Origin of the sequence: Streptomyces sp. CS113 (genome assembly GCF_002188365.1) — a bacterium.
Classification (GTDB): domain Bacteria; phylum Actinomycetota; class Actinomycetes; order Streptomycetales; family Streptomycetaceae; genus Streptomyces; species Streptomyces tendae.
On the sequence record NZ_KZ195574.1, the window covers coordinates 6967486 to 6982890 of the forward strand.

Sequence of the window (15405 nt, forward strand, 5' to 3'; positions counted from 1 at the left end):
GCAGAACCGGAGGACGCGCAACGTGGCGCAGTCCACAGCGGGCCGTCGCGGATCAGGCTGTCGTGGCGGGGGGACGACCGCGACAATGCCACTCAATGGCTTTGTCGTCTTTTCCCGCGGGTCGTTCGTGCCGCTGGGCACGCCCGCTCGTTCTTCACTACGGGCGGTCGGTGCGCCGTCCCGGGTGAGCTGGTCGTAGAAGCACTAACCGATGGGCGAGGGGTTACGCATGACCGACACCGGCCAGATCCCGGGCGAGGGGCTGCCGGAGAACGCAGGCATGGTGGAGCAGCCGGGCGTCCCCGCACCCGGCGCGTACACCTACCTCTCCGAGGCCACCGCCGAGGACGAGGACCTGTTGTTGCTGCCGGGAGCCCAGAGTGCCTGGGGCAACGAGGTCGCGCCGCCGGCGCCGGAGCCGGTCGTCGAGACCGTGCACCAGCCCGGCCCGCACGAGATGTCCGGCCGTGACAGCGGCTCGGTCGACCTCGGTGGCGTGCGGCTGCCCGACCCGGCGCAGGACCCCGCCTCCGCCCCGGCCCCGCCGCGCCGGCCCCTCCACCTCGGCCCGCCGATCCCGGACACCTCCGCGAGCCCGGTGCGCTCACTCGCCGACCGCGGCCCCGCCGACGCGCCGGTACGGCACCCCGCCCCGCCGGCCGCGGGGCCCGAGTACCTCGACGTGCCGCAGGCCGCCGTGCCGGTCCCGCAGGCGGCGGCACCCTGGGGAGCGCAGCCCGCGGCCCAGGCCCAGGAGGTCCCGGTGAACGCCGGGGCGGGGCATGCGGAAACGGTTGTTCCGGTACCGGAACAGCAGTCGGCCGAGCCGGTCGGCGCGGCCCAGGCGCTGGTGACCCGCGTGGCCACCGAGGCCGTGGCGGCGACGGGCGGGCCGTCCGGGAGCACCGACGAGCCCGGCGAACCTCAGGAGGCGCCCGCGCCGGAAGAGCCGTCGCCCGCACCGCGGGAGACGGCGCCGGTCGACGCGGAGCAGGCGACCGGTCCCGCCGGGGAAGCCGTACCGGCAGTTCCCGAGGCGGTTCCCGCCGCGACCGTGACCGAGCCCGTCCAGGCGGCCGAGGACACCGCGGGGCCCCAGCAGGCTCCCGCGGTTCCGGAAGCCCCGGAGACTCCCGCGCAGTCGGCTCCCGAAGACGCACCGGCGCAGGCACCGGCCGACGTACCGGCGCAGCCCCCGGCCCCGGCAGAAGCACCGCGGGGAGCCGGCGAACTCCCCGCGGCCGACGCCCCGGAGGCGCCCGCAGTGCAGGACGCCCAGCCCTCCGAGGCACCCGCATCCGCGCCCGCGCCCGCGTCCGGGCACGGCGACGTCCAGGCGTCCGACGCGTCCGTGGCCGTCGGGGAGCCCGAGGTGGACACACCTGGGTCGGCCGTGCCCGAGGCCGCCGCACCCGAACCGTCCCCGGCCCCCGAGCAGCCCGCTCCGGACCAGGCGCAGCCCGCGCAGCCGCCGCACGCGGAGGTACAGCCCGCCGCGGAAGAGGCGCCGCAGACGCTGCCCGACGTCCCGCCCGCGCCGCAGTCCGCCGTCCCCGAGCCGACCCCGGAACCCGAACCGGAGCCGCAGGCTGCCCAGGGCCCCCAGTCCCTCATGGACGCCAACATGCCGCAGGAGCAGGAGCAGGAGCAGGCCCGGGCCCAGGAAGCGGCCGTGGCCGAGGGCTTGGCGGAACCCGCGCCCGCGCCCGCGCAGGCCGCCGTCGCCCCGGTCGCCCCCGCCACCCAGGAGCCGCACCCCGCCCAGCCCGTGGGCCAGTTCCTGCCCGTCGACGGTGGACAGGTGCCCACGACCCCGCACCTCGCGCCCACGCCGCCCGAGGCCGTCCTGGTCCCGCCGGAGGCCCCGGCACAGGAGCCCGGCGCCGCGCCCCAGGTGGCCGAGGAGGCCGCCGCCCCGGTACCGGCGCCGCGCGAGGCCGAGCCCGAACTCGTCCAGAGCGTCGACGACCTGGACACCCGGGGCGCCGGCGAGGACGACCAGCCGGCCGAAGCCAACCAGGCGGCCGAAGCGACCGAGGCGACCGCGGAGCCCGCCATGATCGCGGCGACCGGGGAGGCGACGGAAGCGCCCGACGCGGGGCCCGCGTCCCAGGAGCCCCCCGCTCCCCAGGAAGCCCCGCAGTACGGGAGCCCGGCCGAAGCCGCGGAAGCACCGCAGCCCGTCGGCCCGGCGGCCCCCGCCTACGACGACGCCGAGCGCGAGGCCGTGCTGAAGGTCATGCGCGAGCGCCGCGACATCCGCAACGGCTTCCGCGGCGACCCCATCCCGCACGAGGTGCTGCTCCGCGTCCTGGAGGCCGCGCACACCGCGCCGTCCGTCGGCCACTCGCAGCCCTGGGACTTCGTCGTCATCCGCTCGGCCGACACGCGCAGGGCGATGCACGAACTGGCGACGCGTCAGCGCGACGCGTACGCGAAGTCGCTGCCCAAGGGTCGGGCCAAGCAGTTCAAGGAACTGAAGATCGAGGCCATCCTCGACACCCCGGTCAACATCGTCGTCACCGCCGACCCGACCCGCGGCGGCCGCCACACCCTCGGCCGGCACACGCAGCCGCAGATGGCGCCGTACTCCTCCGCGCTCGCCGTCGAGAACCTGTGGCTCGCCGCCCGCGCCGAGGGCCTCGGCGTCGGCTGGGTCAGCTTCTTCGACGAGCGCGAGATGGTCCGCGCCCTCGGCCTGCCCGAGCACCTGGACGTCGTCGCCTACCTGTGCGTCGGATACGTCGACGAGTTCCCGGACGAGCCCGAGCTGATGCAGGCCGGCTGGTCCAAGCGCCGCCCGCTGTCCTGGGTGGTGCACGAGGAGACGTACGGCCGTCGCGCCCTGCCCGGCGAGGCGCCGCACGACCTGCTCGCCGAGACCGTCGCGCAGATCCGCCCGCTGGACGCCAAGGCGCTCGGGGAGGCCTGGGAGCGGCAGAAGCGCATGACGAAGCCCGCAGGGGCGCTCGGCATGCTGGAGATCATCTCCGCCCAGCTGTCCGGCCTGTCCCGGCAGTGCCCGCCGCCCATCCCGGAGCCCGCGGCCGTCGCGGTCTTCGCCGGCGACCACGGCGTGCACGCCCAGGGCGTCACCCCCTGGCCGCAGGAGGTCACCGCCCAGATGGTGGCCAACTTCCTGGGCGGCGGAGCGGTCTGCAACGCCTTCGCCACCCAGGTCGGCGCCGAGGTGTGCGTCGTGGACGTCGGTGTCGCCACCGACCTGCCCGCGACGCCCGGCCTGCTGCCCCGCAAGGTCCGCGCGGGGACCTCCGACATGACCACCGGCCCGGCGATGACCCGCGAGGAGGCCAAGCAGGCCATCGAGGTCGGCATCGAGACCGCCCGGGACCTGGTGGCGGCCGGCAACAAGGCGCTGCTCACCGGAGAGATGGGCATCGCGAACACCACCGCGTCCGCCGCCCTCATCTCCGTCTTCACCGGCGCCGACCCGGCCGAGGTCACCGGCCGCGGCACCGGCATCAACGACGAGACGCTGGCCCGCAAGACCGAGGTCGTCCGCCGCGCGCTGGAGGTCCACCAGCCGGACCCGGCCGACCCCGTCGGCGTCCTCGCGGCGGTGGGCGGCTTCGAGCACGCGGCCATGGTCGGCCTGCTGCTCGGTGGCGCCTCGCTGCGCACCCCGGTGATCCTGGACGGCGTCAGCGCCGGTGCCGCCGCCCTGGTGGCCCGCGCGATCGCCCCCGAGGTCCTCGCGGCCTGCATCGCCGGGCACCGCAGCGCCGAGCCCGGTCACGTCGCCGCGCTCAACAAGCTGGGCCTGCGCCCGCTGGTCGACCTCGACCTCCGCCTCGGCGAGGGCACCGGCGCGCTGCTCGCGCTCCCGATGGTGCAGAGCACCGCGCGGGCCATGCACGAGGTGGCGACGTTCGACTCGGCGGGTGTCACCGAGAAGTAGCGGTCGCACGCCGCGGGGCCCGGGACCACGGTGCCGGGCCCCCGCCGGACTGCCGGGCCCACAGCCCCACCCAGCAGTCGGCGCGCCGCCGCACTCGGCAGTCGGGTCCGCAGCCGCACCCGGCAGTCGAGACACGGCAGGGCGTGCCGCCGCAGCCCCACCCGGCGGTCGGGTCCGCAGCCGCACCCGGCTGCGGAGCCCGCAGCCGGCCCGGCGGCCGGGCCCGTACCGGAGCGGGCGTCCAGCCGTCGGACCAGGGGTCCAACCACCGGACCACCTGGGCCCCACCGGCCACCGCGCCGTAAAATCCGCACGTCAGCGCCACCGCCGCAAGAGGAGCCGTCCCCTCATGGCCGAACACCCCGCCTACCCCGTAGGCCTCCGCCTCACCGGCCGCCGCGTGGTCGTCCTCGGCGGCGGACAGGTCGCCCAGCGCCGCCTGCCCGCCCTGATCGCGGCCGGCGCCGACATCCGCCTCGTCTCCCCGGAGGCGACCCCGTCCGTCGAGGCCATGGCGGACGCGGGCGAGATCGCCTGGGAGCGGCGCCCGTACACGGACGGGGACCTCGCGGACGCCTGGTACGCCCTGATCGCCACCAGCGACACCGCGGCCAACAACGCCGCCTCCGCCGAGGCCGAGCGGCACCGCGTGTGGTGCGTCCGCTCCGACGACGCGGACCTGGCCACGGCCTGGACCCCGGCGACCGGACACAGCGAGGGCGTCACCGTCGCCGTCCTCACCACCGACGCGCGCCACCGCGACCCCCGCCACACCGCTGCCATCCGGGACGCCGTGGTGGAGGGCCTGCGCGACGGCACCCTCGTCGCCCCGCACCGGCGCACCCGCACCCCCGGCGTCGCCCTGGTCGGCGGCGGCCCCGGCGACCCGGACCTGATCACGGTCCGCGGCCGCCGCCTGCTCGCCGAGGCCGACGTCGTCATCGCCGACCGGCTCGGCCCCCGCGACCTGCTCGCCGAACTCCCGCCGCACGTCGAGGTCGTCGACGCGGCCAAGATCCCCTACGGCCGCTTCATGGCCCAGGAGGCCATCAACAACGCGCTCATCGAGCACGCCAAGCAGGGCAAGTCGGTGGTACGGCTGAAGGGCGGCGACCCGTTCGTCTTCGGCCGGGGCATGGAGGAGGCGCAGGCGCTGGCCGAGGCGGGCATCGCGTGCACCGTCGTCCCCGGCATCTCCAGCTCGATCTCGGTCCCCGGCGCCGCCGGCATCCCGGTCACCCACCGGGGCGTCGCCCACGAGTTCACCGTGGTCAGCGGGCACGTCGCCCCCGACGACGAGCGCTCCCTGGTCGACTGGCCGTCCCTCGCGAAGCTCACCGGCACGCTGGTGATCCTGATGGGCGTCGACAAGATCGGCAGGATCGCCGACACCCTCGTCGCGCACGGCAGGTCCCCCGACACGCCGGTCGCCCTCGTCCAGGAGGGCACCACGGCCGCCCAGCGCCGGGTGGACGCGACCCTCGCCACCGTCGCCGACACGGTGGTCGCGCAGGAGGTCAGGCCGCCCGCCGTCATCGTCGTCGGCGAGGTCGTCGCCGTCGGCCCGCACGGGGCGGTCTGACATGGCCGGCCTCGTCACCATCGACGACCCCGACGACCCGCGCCTCCACGACTACACCGGCCTGACCGACGTCGAACTGCGCCGCCGCCGCGAACCCGCCGAGGGCCTGTTCATCGCCGAGGGCGAGAAGGTCATCAGGCGGGCCGGCGAGGCGGGCTACGCGATGCGCTCGATGCTGCTGTCCGCCAAGTGGGTCGACACCATGCGCGACATCATCGACGAGGCCCCGGCACCGGTGTACGTCGTCGACCCGGCGCTCGCCGAACAGGTCACGGGCTACCACGTGCACCGCGGCGCCCTCGCCTCGATGGCGCGCACACCGCTCCCGACCGCGGCCGGCCTCCTGACCGCCGCCCGCCGGGTCGTCGTCATGGAGTCCGTCAACGACCACACCAACATCGGCGCGATCTTCCGGTCCGCCGCCGCGCTCGGCATGGACGCGGTGCTGCTCTCCCCGGACTGCGCGGACCCCCTGTACCGGCGCAGCGTCAAGGTCTCGATGGGCGCGGTCTTCTCCGTGCCGTACGCCCGCCTCGACACCTGGCCGGCCGGTCTGGCCACGGTCGGTGAAGCGGGCTTCACGCTCCTCGCCCTCACCCCCGACGACCGTGCCGAGCCGCTCGACGCGGTCGCCCCGCACCGCATGGACCGGGTCGCCCTCATGCTGGGCGCCGAGGGCAGCGGTCTGTCCCGGCGGGCCCTGGCGGCGTCCGACACCTGGGTGCGCATCCCGATGTCCCACGGCGTCGACTCCCTGAACGTGGGCGCGGCGGCCGCGGTCGCCTTCTACGCGGTGACGGCGGGGCGACCCTCGGCGTAGGCGCCTGTCAGGACCCCGTCCTCACACCCCGGAAGCACGCTGCACCGGGAGGGCGCCGGACGGGACCGCCCCGTCCTGCCGCGTCACCCGTTGCTGCCGCGACACCCGATCCTGCTGCGTCACCCGTTCCTGCCGCGCCGCGTGCACGCCGCCCCGGTCGTCGCCGAGCCCGCGCGAGGGTCCCTGGCAGCCCTGCGCGGCGGCGATGCCCAGCGCGACCAGCAGCGTCACCACCACGAACACGAACAGGCGCTGTCGCAGCAGCCGCGGATTGGCGGGCCGCCGCCAGCCGGTGCCCGTCGTCCTGGGCCCCGTACGGCCGGCTCCGCTGCGCGGTGCGGACCGGGCGCCGTCGCCGCGGGAGGAGTTCCGGCCGGTCGTGTCGCGGGCGGACGGCGTGGGCCGGGACCCGGACCGGGCACCGCCGCCCCGCGACGGTGCGCCACCGCGCGAAGGCGTCCCTCCCCGGGAGGGCGCTCCGCCCCGCGACGGAACGGAACCCCGCGGCGCTGGTCCCCGCGACCCCGACGTGCCGCGCGGCGGGGGAGTGCCCTGCGCACCCGGCCGGCCCTGCGGACGCCGCTGGGCGCGCTCCGGGTAGGTGTCGGCGAGCCGCCCGGTGGGCACGTCCGCCTCACCACTGCGCGGCGCGGGCGGCCGTACGTCGGCCATGCCCTGGGCCTCCCGGGCGGCGATCTCCTTGAGCCGCAGCGACAGTTGCAGGGTGCTGGGGCGCTCCTCGGGGTCCTTGGCCAGGCACGCCCGCACCAGCGGGGCGAGCGCGTCCGGGACGCCGTGCAGCTGGGCTTCCTCGTGCACCACGCGGTAGAGCATCACCTCGGAGCTGCCGTGCCCGAAGGGCGAGTCGCCCATCGACGCGTACGCCAGCGTGGCACCGAGCGAGAACACGTCCGTGGCCGGTGTGACCGCGGCCCCGCGCACCTGCTCCGGCGCGAGGAACCCGGGGGAGCCGACGGCGGTGCCGACGTGCGTGAGGGTGGAGGCACCGGTGGCCCAGGCGATGCCGAAGTCGATGATCCGCGGCCCCTTCGGGGACAGCAGGATGTTGGACGGCTTCAGGTCCCGGTGCACCACCCCGGCCTCGTGCACGGCGACCAGGCCCTCGGACAGCGCGGCGCCCACGGCCGCGACGTCGGCCGCGCCGAGCGGACCCCCGTCGACGACCTTGTCGTGCAGGGAGGGGCCGGGCACGTACTGCGTGGCGAACCAGGGACGGTCCGCCTCCAGGTCGGCGGCGACCAGCCGGGCGGTGCAGCCGCCCCGGATGCGCCGGGCCGCCGAGACCTCGCGCGCGAACCGCGACCGGAACTCCTGGTCCTCCGCCAGGTCCGGCCGGATGACCTTCAGCGCGACCCGCTGCCCCTTCTTGTCGGAGCCCAGGTAGACCACGCCCATCCCACCCGCGCCGAGCCGCCTGTGAAGCCTGAACGAGCCGACGACGCGCGGGTCCTCGCGCCTCAGGCGCATCATCGCCATGTTCATCCCCGCTGCCCGGTCCCTGTGACGTGCCACAGCTTACGTTTCCACGGCCGCCCGCGCGCAGAGGCCGCGCCCTCTCGCGACAACGGATTGTCAGTGCCCGGTGCGAGAGTTGAGGCGGGGTCAGCGAACGCGCGGAGGATGCGGCCATGCCCCGCCGGTGATCCCAACCGACCGCCGGGGCGGGGTGATTGGGGCGAGGGAGGCCGTCCGGACGGCAGGGGCCGACGGTGGCGGGGAGAGCCCGCGTGCGTACGGCGTGGTGGCAGGCCCAGCGGGCGCCGGGGCGGGGCCGGAGCCGTGCCGGGAGGTGATCGAAGTGAGGGAAGTCACCGGACATCCCGGAGATACCGGGACGCGGTGGGCACCCCGTCCGGGAAGACCCCGAGACCCGGGAGCCGGTCTCCACCCAGGGGAGTACTCGGCAGGTGGTGGCTCATCCTCCGGGAGGCCCGGCAATCGGTACGAGGGCATGACGTCCGGCGATCGCCCGACGCCTAGATTTGAGGTCAAGCGGCGGGTGCAGCACTCGTCCCCCGAGGTCAGACACCCGCCGCTGCAACGAGACAACGAAACGGTCAGGAGAGGGACCATGGCCCAGACGGTTCCGCGGACGCTGGTCCGCACACGGCAAAGCCGCCGTCAAGGCCGTCGCCACCCCGCGGTGGCGACGCTCATGGCCCTGCCCCTGGCGGTCCTGCTCCTCCTCGTCTTCGACGGGTGGGAGACAGTGGCCACACAAGCGTCGTCCGTGGGTGTGGTGCTGGGGCGCTGAGCGGCGACCCCAGGCCCGGAAGAGCGGTCCGGGCGGGGACATCCATCCATGAAACCCCGTGGGGACGGGGGTGCGGCGGACGGCAAAAAATGCCGGCGCAGCTGGGGAGCTGCGCCGGCATTGCCTTTCCCTCCGGGGACTCCACGACATTCACCGCGAGCCACCGGGTCCGGCCCGCAGCACCACCACGAGAGCGTGACCGCCGCTACCGCCCGAACCGGGACCGACGCCTGAACCGGGACGATCGACCGGGCCCGACGCCGAACCGGGACGATCGACCGGGACCGACACCCGACCGGGAGTAGGGCCGACCACCAAGCGCACGGGCCGGCACAGGAGAGCGCGGCGGCCCCACGGGTCGGGTCCGGGGATCGCGGCGGCCCCACAGGTCGGGGCCGGGGAGCGCGGCCGTGCGCCGTGCCTGCGTACCCTCACCCCCGTGACCACGGACGCCCCCGCCCTCCTCCCCGCCCTGACGGCCCGCGTCAGGGCGGCGGCCCACGCCCGCACCCCGGCCTGTCCCTGCGGCGCGGCCACCCTCGCCGACCGCCCCGACGCCACGGTCGTCCGGCACGGAGACACCGTGGCCAAGGCACACGCCGCGGACGCCGACCCGGCTGAACTGTCCCTCCGTGTCAAGGCCGCCGCCCGGCTCCCCGGCGTGCTCCTGCCCCCGCTCGCCCATGCCCCCGTCGACCTGCACGGGCGGCTCGTCACCTACTGGCCCTACGGCACGCCCGTCGACCCGGAGGACCCGGACGCCGCTCCGTGGGAGGCCGCGGCGACCCTCCTCGCCCGCCTCCACCGCACCCCCGCCCCAGCCCCCGTACCCCCCATGCGCGGCCCCGCGAAGGCGGCGCTGGCCGCCGCCCGGCTCCGGGCCACCGCCCCCGGCCACCCCGCCACCGCGCCCGTCCTCGCGGCCTGGACGGCGCTCCCCGCCTGGGCGCGCGGCGAGGCAGCCATGCCGGACACGACCACCCTGTGCCACGGCGACCTTCACCTCGGCCAGCTCATACGCCACCCCGCCCCCGCGGGACCCTGGCTGCTGATCGACGTCGACGACCTCGGCACCGGCGTCCCGGCCTGGGACCTGGCCCGCCCGGCGGCCTGGTACGCCTGCGGGGTGCTCCCGCCCGAGGAGTGGCACCGCTTCCTCGCCGCCTACCGCGCCCGCGGCGGGCCCGCGGTCCCCGCCGACGGCGACCCCTGGCCCGCCCTGGACGTCCCGGCCCGCGCCCTCACCGCGCAGACCGCCGCCCGTGCCGTCTCCAAGGCGGTTCTGGAGGACCGGCCGCTGGACGAGGTGGAGCGCTGCCTCGTCGACGCGTGCGCGCGCATGGCGTCCACCGGGCCCGCCGCCCCACGGGGTTGAGCCGAAGTTCCCCGAAGTAGGGTGCAACCGACCCACGGCGGGACAGAGTCTGTCCTGGCGATACGCGAAGCAGGACCGACCGGCGAGGAGTTGAGCCGAGCATGCAGTGCCCCAAGTGCCACGCACCGATGCACACCTACAACCGCAACGGCGTTCAGATCGAGCAGTGCAGCGGTTGCCGCGGCATCTTCCTCGACTACGGCGAGCTGGAGTCGCTGACCCGCCTGGAGGCCCAGTGGTCCCAGCCCGCTCCGCCGGCCCCGCCCGCCGCGCCGCAGGCGTACCCGGCGGCCCAGGCTCCGGCGTGGGGAGCCCCGCAGCACGGCGGCCACGGTCACTACGGCCACCACCGCCAGAAGAGCTTCGGCCGGATGCTCTTCTCCAGCTGATCACACGAAGAAGCCCCCGACCGCTCGAGGCGGCCGGGGGCTTCGTTCCGTGTGGACGATACTGGGATTGAACCAGTGACCTCTTCCGTGTCAGGGAAGCGCTCTCCCGCTGAGCTAATCGTCCGGGATGGTGCGGTTACTGCGTGCGCGATACTGGGATTGAACCAGTGACCTCTTCCGTGTCAGGGAAGCGCTCTCCCGCTGAGCTAATCGCGCGGGGATCCTTGCGGACCGGTGATCCTGGCGGATCAGTGGACGATACTGGGATTGAACCAGTGACCTCTTCCGTGTCAGGGAAGCGCTCTCCCGCTGAGCTAATCGTCCTTGGAGGTGGAGACGGGATTTGAACCCGTGTAGACGGCTTTGCAGGCCGTTGCCTCGCCTCTCGGCCACTCCACCAGGAGTGCAGGAGGCCCGGGAGGCCCCCTGTTCCTGCGAGCGGACGACGAGGCTCGAACTCGCGACCTCAACCTTGGCAAGGTTGCGCTCTACCAACTGAGCTACGTCCGCCTGTCGGTTCGGTCCGCTTGTGCGGCCCGGCGACGTGATGAACTCTAGCGGATTCCGGGGCCAGCACAAAAACGCGTTTGTGCAGCGTGCTGCGGTGCATCCGGTCACGGACCAGGTCAGGGCCCCCGGAAGGACACGTTCGGGTCACCTCGGAGCCACCGGCCTAGACTCGACGGCGTGTCCGCCCTCCCTCCCCTCGCCCGCTTCGGTGACCGCCTCGCCACCGGTCTCCTCGACGTCACGAGCGATCCCGCCGCCCTCGACTCCGAGGGGTTCTGGGCGGTCTGCGCGGACTTCGAAGGCCGTCTGACCTGCGCACGCTTCGCGGACGTACGGACCGAGCCGGTGCCCGCGCCCGCGCCGGGAGCCTGGCGGGGCCCCGCCGTCGGCGACTGGACGTCGTCGCTCGACCGCGGCGCGTACACGACGGGCGTGCGGCGCGTCCGCGCGCACATAGCCGCCGGCGAGGTCTACCAGGCCAACCTCTGCCGGGTGCTGACGGCACCGATCGGCCCGGGCGCCGACGTGGACGCGCTCACCGCGCTGCTGGCCCGCGGCAACCCGGCGCCGTACGCCGGAACGATCCGGCTGCCCGGACACGGCGTCGAGATCGCCACCGCCTCGCCCGAGCTGTTCCTGCGCCGCAACGGCCGGACGGTCGAGTCCGGGCCGATCAAGGGCACCGGCCGGACCGAGGCCGACCTGCTGGAGAAGGACTACGCCGAGAACGTCATGATCGTGGACCTGGTCCGCAACGACCTGGGGCGGGTCTGCGCCACGGGCACCGTCACGGTGCCCGACCTGTGCGCCGTCGAGAAGCACCCGGGCCTGGTCCACCTGGTGTCCACGGTGCGCGGCGAGCTGTCCGCGGACGCCGGATGGCCGGAGCTGCTCGACGCCGCCTTCCCGCCCGGGTCCGTCACCGGCGCGCCCAAGTCCAGCGCCCTGCGGATCATCGAGGCGCTGGAGACCGCGCCCCGGGGCCCGTACTGCGGGGGCGTCGGCTGGGTCGACGCCGACCGGGGCACGGGCGAGCTGGCCGTCGGCATCCGCACCTTCTGGATCGACCGAACCGCCGACGGTGCCGCGCTGCTCCGCTTCGGCACCGGCGCCGGCATCACCTGGGGCTCCGACCCGGAGGGCGAGTGGCGGGAGACCGAACTGAAGGCGTCCCGGCTGCTCGCGGTAGCGTCGGGGGCGTACGAGGCGAACGGCACGGGAGAGGCGCTGGCGACGTGAAGATCTGGCTCGACGGCGGGTTGCAGGACATCGGGTCCGCCCGCGTTTCCGTCCTCGACCACGGGCTGACCGTGGGCGACGGCATCTTCGAGACGGTGAAGGCGGTGGACGGGAGGCCGTTCGCGCTGACCCGGCACCTGGACCGGCTGACCCGCTCGGCCCGCGGCCTCGGCCTGCCCGACCCGGACCTGGACGAGGTACGGCGCGCCTGTGCCGCCGTCCTCGACGCCAACCCCGTGCCGCTCGGCCGGCTGCGCATCACCTACACCGGCGGTCACGGTCCCCTCGGCTCCGACCGCGGCGAGCACGGCCCGACCCTCGTCGTCGCCCTCGGCGAGGCCGCCCGCCGGCCCGACTCCACGGCCGTGATCACGGTGCCGTGGACCCGCAACGAGCGCGGCGCGCTCACCGGCCTGAAGACCACCTCCTACGCCGAGAACGTCGTCGCCCTCGCCCGCGCCCGCGAACGGGGCGCCACCGAGGCGCTGTTCGGCAACACGGTCGGGCAGCTGTGCGAGGGCACCGGGTCCAACGTCTTCGTCGTCCTCGACGGCGAGATCCACACCCCGCCGGTCGTCTCCGGCTGCCTCGCCGGCATCACCCGCGCCCTGGCCGTCGAGTGGACCGGGGCCCGCGAGACCGACCTCCCGCTGGACGTCCTGGAGCGTGCCGACGAGGTGTTCCTGACCTCGACCCTGCGCGACGTCCAGGCCGTGCACCGCGTCGACGACCGCGAACTGCCGGGCGCCCCGGGACCGGTGACCGTCAAGGCGATGCGCGTCTTCGAGGAGCGGTCCGGGGACGACCTGGACCCGTGACCCCTGGAATATTCGGCTGCCGTTGTCGCCCGCGGTGGGTAGAACTGCCGTGATGACCACGACCCTGCGGCCGACCGAGCCGCTCCAGCGCGCCGCCGACGGGACCCGTTCACGCCACTTCCAGGTGTGCGTGAACAGCCGCCCCGTCGGTGTGCTGCACCTCGGCACCTCCTCCTCCCTCGGCGACTCGGTGGCCGTGATCCACAAGTTGCGCGTCGACGAGCCGGACCGCCGGCGCGGCCGGGGCACGGTCGCCGCGCTCGCCGCGGAGGAGGTGGCGCGTGCCTGGGGCTGCCGGCAGATCGAGGCGGGCGTCGCCGGCGACGCCGCGGCGGGCATCGGGCTCGCGCGGGCGCTCGGCTACGTCCTGCGCAACCGCGCGATGACCAAGCCGCTCGGCGCCGTCCCGCCCGCCCTGCCCGCGGGCAGCGGGGCACGGCCCATGACCCCGGAGGACTTCGCGGCCTGGCAGGCGTACGAGTCGGAGCGGTACGCCCGCACCTGGATGGAGCGGGGCGTGCCCGAGGCCGACGCGTACGCGAAGGCCCGCCGCGATCACGAAATGCTGCTGCCCCGGGGGCTGGACACCGAGCACATGCTGTTCAGCGTGTTGGAACACGAGGGCGAGCGGGTCGGGGTCCTCTGGCTGGCGCTGCGGGAGGACCGGGCGTTCGTCTTCGACGTCGAGGCCGACGCGTCCCACCGCGGCCGGGGCCACGGCCGCACCCTGATGCTGCTGGCCGAGGCGCAGGCGATCACCGCCGGCCGCCCGCTGATCGGTCTCAACGTCTTCGCGGGGAACACCCCGGCCGAGCGGCTCTACGAGTCGCTCGGTTACGAGACCACGCGGTACAGCTACTGCAAACCGCTGCGGTAGACGGCGGGCGGCCGGGAGCGGCCGTTCAGTCCCGCTGCCCGGCGAGCAGCCGGTCCGCGATCTCCTCGACGCGCTCGCGCAGCCCTTCCTGGCTCTTTCCGCCGTCCAGACGCTCGCCGCCGATCACGTACGTGGGGGTGCCGGTCACGCCGATCGCCTTGCCCTCGGCCTGGTCGGCGTCGACGATCAGGATGTGCCGACCGTCGACGAGCGCCGTGTCGAACTCCTCCGCGTCCAGGCCCAGTTCCCGGGCCACCTCGACCAGGAGGGGCTCTCCCTTGCGGTCCAGCTCGCCGACCCGGTCCAGGACGGCCTCGGCGTACGCCCAGCCCCGGCCCTGGTCGAACGCCTCCTCGGCGGCCTGCGCGGCGGCGAAGGCGTGCTTGTGCTTCTCCAGCGGGAAGTGCCGCAGCCGTACGTCCAGGCGGTCGCCGTAGCGGGCGCGCAGGGCACGGAGGTCGTCCAGGGCGGTGTGGCAGTCCGGGCACTGGAGCTCGCACCAGACGTCGAGGACGGGTGCGGCGGGACGGGCGGGGGAGGAGTCGCTCATGCCCCCCATCCTCCCAGCCCGGGGTGTGCCGCCCCAACCGGCCTCGTACCGCGCCCACCGGCACCTGCGGAGGAGCCGACCCCCGAGATCTCCCTGATCTCGGTCCTCCGGCATGGCCCCGCGGCGGGCCGACGGTGCAGGATGGAAGGGACGAAGTACTCGTGCCCGACCGAGCCCAGCCCTGGAGGACCGGATGATTGCCGAGACCGTCTGCTCCGCGGTGTCCGCGGCGGGCCTGGGTATCGCGGCGGTCACCGCGTACCGCAAGCGCTTCCTCACCGCCGCCCGGATCGCCGCCTACTCACTGGTCCCGATCGGCCTGGTGATGACCGGGGTCGTCGAGTGGCTCGCCGACACGGCCTTCAGCCCGGTGGCCTGGGCCGGCTTCGGCGTGCTGGGCGTCGCCTGGGTGCTCTTCATGACCACCCGCGCGGTGGAGCGCCGCCGCGGCGGCACCCGCAAGGAGCGCAAGGAGGCACGGGCCGCGGCACGGCGCGACGCGGTGGCTCCGGGCGCCTCCGCACCCTCCCTGGGGACCGGCTCCCGCCCGGCCGCCGAGCCCGCCCCCAGGCCGGCGAAGGCGTCCCGGGGCGGTGACGACGACTTCAGCGACATCGAGGCCATCCTCAAGAAGCACGGCATATGACGGCCGAGGTCCGGGGCTGAAACGACACAGCGGTCCGAGGCCGACAGCGCGCGCTCCGGAATGATCACGATCCGACCGGACATTGCGACATTCAACCAACACCTGGTCGTAACGGGCGTGTTGATCGCGGGGAGCCCGTCCGCTGCGTCATCATCGCGGCGAGATGCCGGACACCACTCAGCTGGATTCCCAGCTGGACACGAGACAGAGCGAAACCGCGCGGGTGCCAGACGAACCACGCGGCTGCCTCTTCGCCCTATCCCAGCCACCGCTCATGATCTTCCTTGCGGTGATCGGGTGTCTGCTGCTCATGGCTTCGTTGCACGATCTGCTGTTGCTGTGAGCCGTACCCGCGCTCCCCGGCGCCACCCGCCGGGGGCCGCGTCGCGGGGCTCCGAGTCCCGC

Annotated in this window: 13 protein-coding genes and 5 tRNA genes; 11 read left to right on the top strand and 7 right to left on the bottom strand. The window is 74.8% G+C overall.

Features of this window, described 5'->3' with window-relative positions:
• The first annotated feature begins 229 nt into the window (after positions 1 to 229).
• The 3 genes from cobT to B9W62_RS31375 all read left to right on the top strand — a co-directional run bounded on the left by cobT (position 230) and on the right by B9W62_RS31375 (position 6321).
• Positions 230 to 3919 (top strand): nicotinate-nucleotide--dimethylbenzimidazole phosphoribosyltransferase, encoded by a 3690-nt coding sequence (gene cobT / locus B9W62_RS31365; RefSeq protein ID WP_087810301.1) that lies wholly within the window; start codon positions 230 to 232, stop codon positions 3917 to 3919.
• Between the two features lie 349 nt (positions 3920 to 4268).
• Complete coding sequence (gene cobA / locus B9W62_RS31370) at positions 4269 to 5501, top strand: uroporphyrinogen-III C-methyltransferase (protein ID WP_087810302.1); 1233 nt, start codon at positions 4269 to 4271, stop codon at positions 5499 to 5501.
• Position 5502: 1 nt separating this feature from the next.
• Positions 5503 to 6321 (top strand): TrmH family RNA methyltransferase, encoded by an 819-nt coding sequence (locus tag B9W62_RS31375; protein ID WP_087810303.1) that lies wholly within the window; start codon positions 5503 to 5505, stop codon positions 6319 to 6321.
• A 21-nt stretch (positions 6322 to 6342) separates the two neighbouring features.
• On the opposite strand, the gene B9W62_RS31380 is transcribed toward B9W62_RS31375, so the two are convergent.
• Positions 6343 to 7824, bottom strand: coding sequence for a serine/threonine-protein kinase (locus B9W62_RS31380; RefSeq protein ID WP_256976805.1), 1482 nt, complete (start codon positions 7822 to 7824; stop codon positions 6343 to 6345).
• Positions 7825 to 8413: 589 nt separating this feature from the next.
• Here B9W62_RS31380 and B9W62_RS31385 point away from each other — a divergent pair.
• From B9W62_RS31385 to B9W62_RS31395, 3 genes are all read left to right on the top strand, one after another.
• Positions 8414 to 8596: a hypothetical protein gene (locus B9W62_RS31385; protein WP_052837821.1), complete on the top strand. Its 183-nt coding sequence runs from the start codon at positions 8414 to 8416 to the stop codon at positions 8594 to 8596.
• 439 nt (positions 8597 to 9035) lie between these two features.
• Positions 9036 to 9971 (top strand): phosphotransferase family protein, encoded by a 936-nt coding sequence (locus B9W62_RS31390; RefSeq protein WP_087810304.1) that lies wholly within the window; start codon positions 9036 to 9038, stop codon positions 9969 to 9971.
• Positions 9972 to 10072: 101 nt separating this feature from the next.
• Positions 10073 to 10360, top strand: a complete 288-nt coding sequence (locus B9W62_RS31395) for a TFIIB-type zinc ribbon-containing protein (protein ID WP_087810305.1) — start codon at positions 10073 to 10075, stop codon at positions 10358 to 10360.
• Between the two features lie 52 nt (positions 10361 to 10412).
• Here B9W62_RS31395 and B9W62_RS31400 read toward each other — a convergent pair.
• From B9W62_RS31400 to B9W62_RS31420, 5 genes are all read right to left on the bottom strand, one after another.
• A tRNA-Val gene (locus B9W62_RS31400) sits at positions 10413 to 10484 on the bottom strand.
• Positions 10485 to 10504: 20 nt separating this feature from the next.
• A tRNA-Val gene (locus tag B9W62_RS31405) sits at positions 10505 to 10576 on the bottom strand.
• Between the two features lie 36 nt (positions 10577 to 10612).
• Positions 10613 to 10684 (bottom strand) — tRNA-Val (locus B9W62_RS31410).
• A 1-nt stretch (position 10685) separates the two neighbouring features.
• A tRNA-Cys gene (locus tag B9W62_RS31415) sits at positions 10686 to 10759 on the bottom strand.
• A gap of 38 nt (positions 10760 to 10797) precedes the next feature.
• Positions 10798 to 10870, bottom strand: a tRNA-Gly gene (locus B9W62_RS31420).
• Positions 10871 to 11047: 177 nt separating this feature from the next.
• Between B9W62_RS31420 and B9W62_RS31425 the strand changes: the two genes are divergently transcribed.
• The 3 genes from B9W62_RS31425 to B9W62_RS31435 are packed head-to-tail and all read left to right on the top strand — an operon-like array spanning position 11048 to position 13804.
• Positions 11048 to 12109, top strand: coding sequence for a chorismate-binding protein (locus B9W62_RS31425; protein ID WP_087810306.1), 1062 nt, complete (start codon positions 11048 to 11050; stop codon positions 12107 to 12109).
• Complete coding sequence (locus B9W62_RS31430) at positions 12106 to 12927, top strand: aminotransferase class IV (protein WP_087810307.1); 822 nt, start codon at positions 12106 to 12108, stop codon at positions 12925 to 12927. Before B9W62_RS31425 ends, B9W62_RS31430 begins: the two co-directional genes overlap by 4 nt.
• A 52-nt stretch (positions 12928 to 12979) precedes the next feature.
• Positions 12980 to 13804: a GNAT family N-acetyltransferase gene (locus B9W62_RS31435; protein WP_179235769.1), complete on the top strand. Its 825-nt coding sequence runs from the start codon at positions 12980 to 12982 to the stop codon at positions 13802 to 13804.
• A 25-nt stretch (positions 13805 to 13829) separates the two neighbouring features.
• Here B9W62_RS31435 and B9W62_RS31440 read toward each other — a convergent pair whose 3' ends face one another.
• Positions 13830 to 14354: a DsbA family protein gene (locus tag B9W62_RS31440; RefSeq protein WP_179235770.1), complete on the bottom strand. Its 525-nt coding sequence runs from the start codon at positions 14352 to 14354 to the stop codon at positions 13830 to 13832.
• Positions 14355 to 14547: 193 nt separating this feature from the next.
• Between B9W62_RS31440 and B9W62_RS31445 the strand changes: the two genes are divergently transcribed.
• Both B9W62_RS31445 and B9W62_RS31450 read left to right on the top strand, forming a co-directional pair.
• Positions 14548 to 15000 (top strand): hypothetical protein, encoded by a 453-nt coding sequence (locus B9W62_RS31445; RefSeq protein WP_087810310.1) that lies wholly within the window; start codon positions 14548 to 14550, stop codon positions 14998 to 15000.
• Between the two features lie 163 nt (positions 15001 to 15163).
• The gene (locus B9W62_RS31450) at positions 15164 to 15343 is read left to right on the top strand and encodes a hypothetical protein (RefSeq protein ID WP_087810311.1); all 180 of its coding nucleotides are present in this window, start codon (positions 15164 to 15166) and stop codon (positions 15341 to 15343) included.
• Positions 15344 to 15405 lie beyond the last annotated feature (62 nt).

Excerpts from the sequence above, each read along its gene's own strand:
- cobT (WP_087810301.1), top strand. The coding sequence starts at position 230 with ATGACCGACACCGGCCAGATCCCGGGCGAGGGGCTGCCGGAGAACGCA.
- cobA (WP_087810302.1), top strand. The coding sequence starts at position 4,269 with ATGGCCGAACACCCCGCCTACCCCGTAGGCCTCCGCCTCACCGGCCGC.
- B9W62_RS31375 (WP_087810303.1), top strand. The coding sequence starts at position 5,503 with ATGGCCGGCCTCGTCACCATCGACGACCCCGACGACCCGCGCCTCCAC.
- B9W62_RS31380 (WP_256976805.1), bottom strand. The coding sequence starts at position 7,824 with ATGAACATGGCGATGATGCGCCTGAGGCGCGAGGACCCGCGCGTCGTC.
- B9W62_RS31385 (WP_052837821.1), top strand. The coding sequence starts at position 8,414 with ATGGCCCAGACGGTTCCGCGGACGCTGGTCCGCACACGGCAAAGCCGC.
- B9W62_RS31395 (WP_087810305.1), top strand. The coding sequence starts at position 10,073 with ATGCAGTGCCCCAAGTGCCACGCACCGATGCACACCTACAACCGCAAC.
- B9W62_RS31435 (WP_179235769.1), top strand. The coding sequence starts at position 12,980 with ATGACCACGACCCTGCGGCCGACCGAGCCGCTCCAGCGCGCCGCCGAC.
- B9W62_RS31440 (WP_179235770.1), bottom strand. The coding sequence starts at position 14,354 with ATGAGCGACTCCTCCCCCGCCCGTCCCGCCGCACCCGTCCTCGACGTC.
- B9W62_RS31445 (WP_087810310.1), top strand. The coding sequence starts at position 14,548 with ATGATTGCCGAGACCGTCTGCTCCGCGGTGTCCGCGGCGGGCCTGGGT.
- B9W62_RS31450 (WP_087810311.1), top strand. The coding sequence starts at position 15,164 with ATGCCGGACACCACTCAGCTGGATTCCCAGCTGGACACGAGACAGAGC.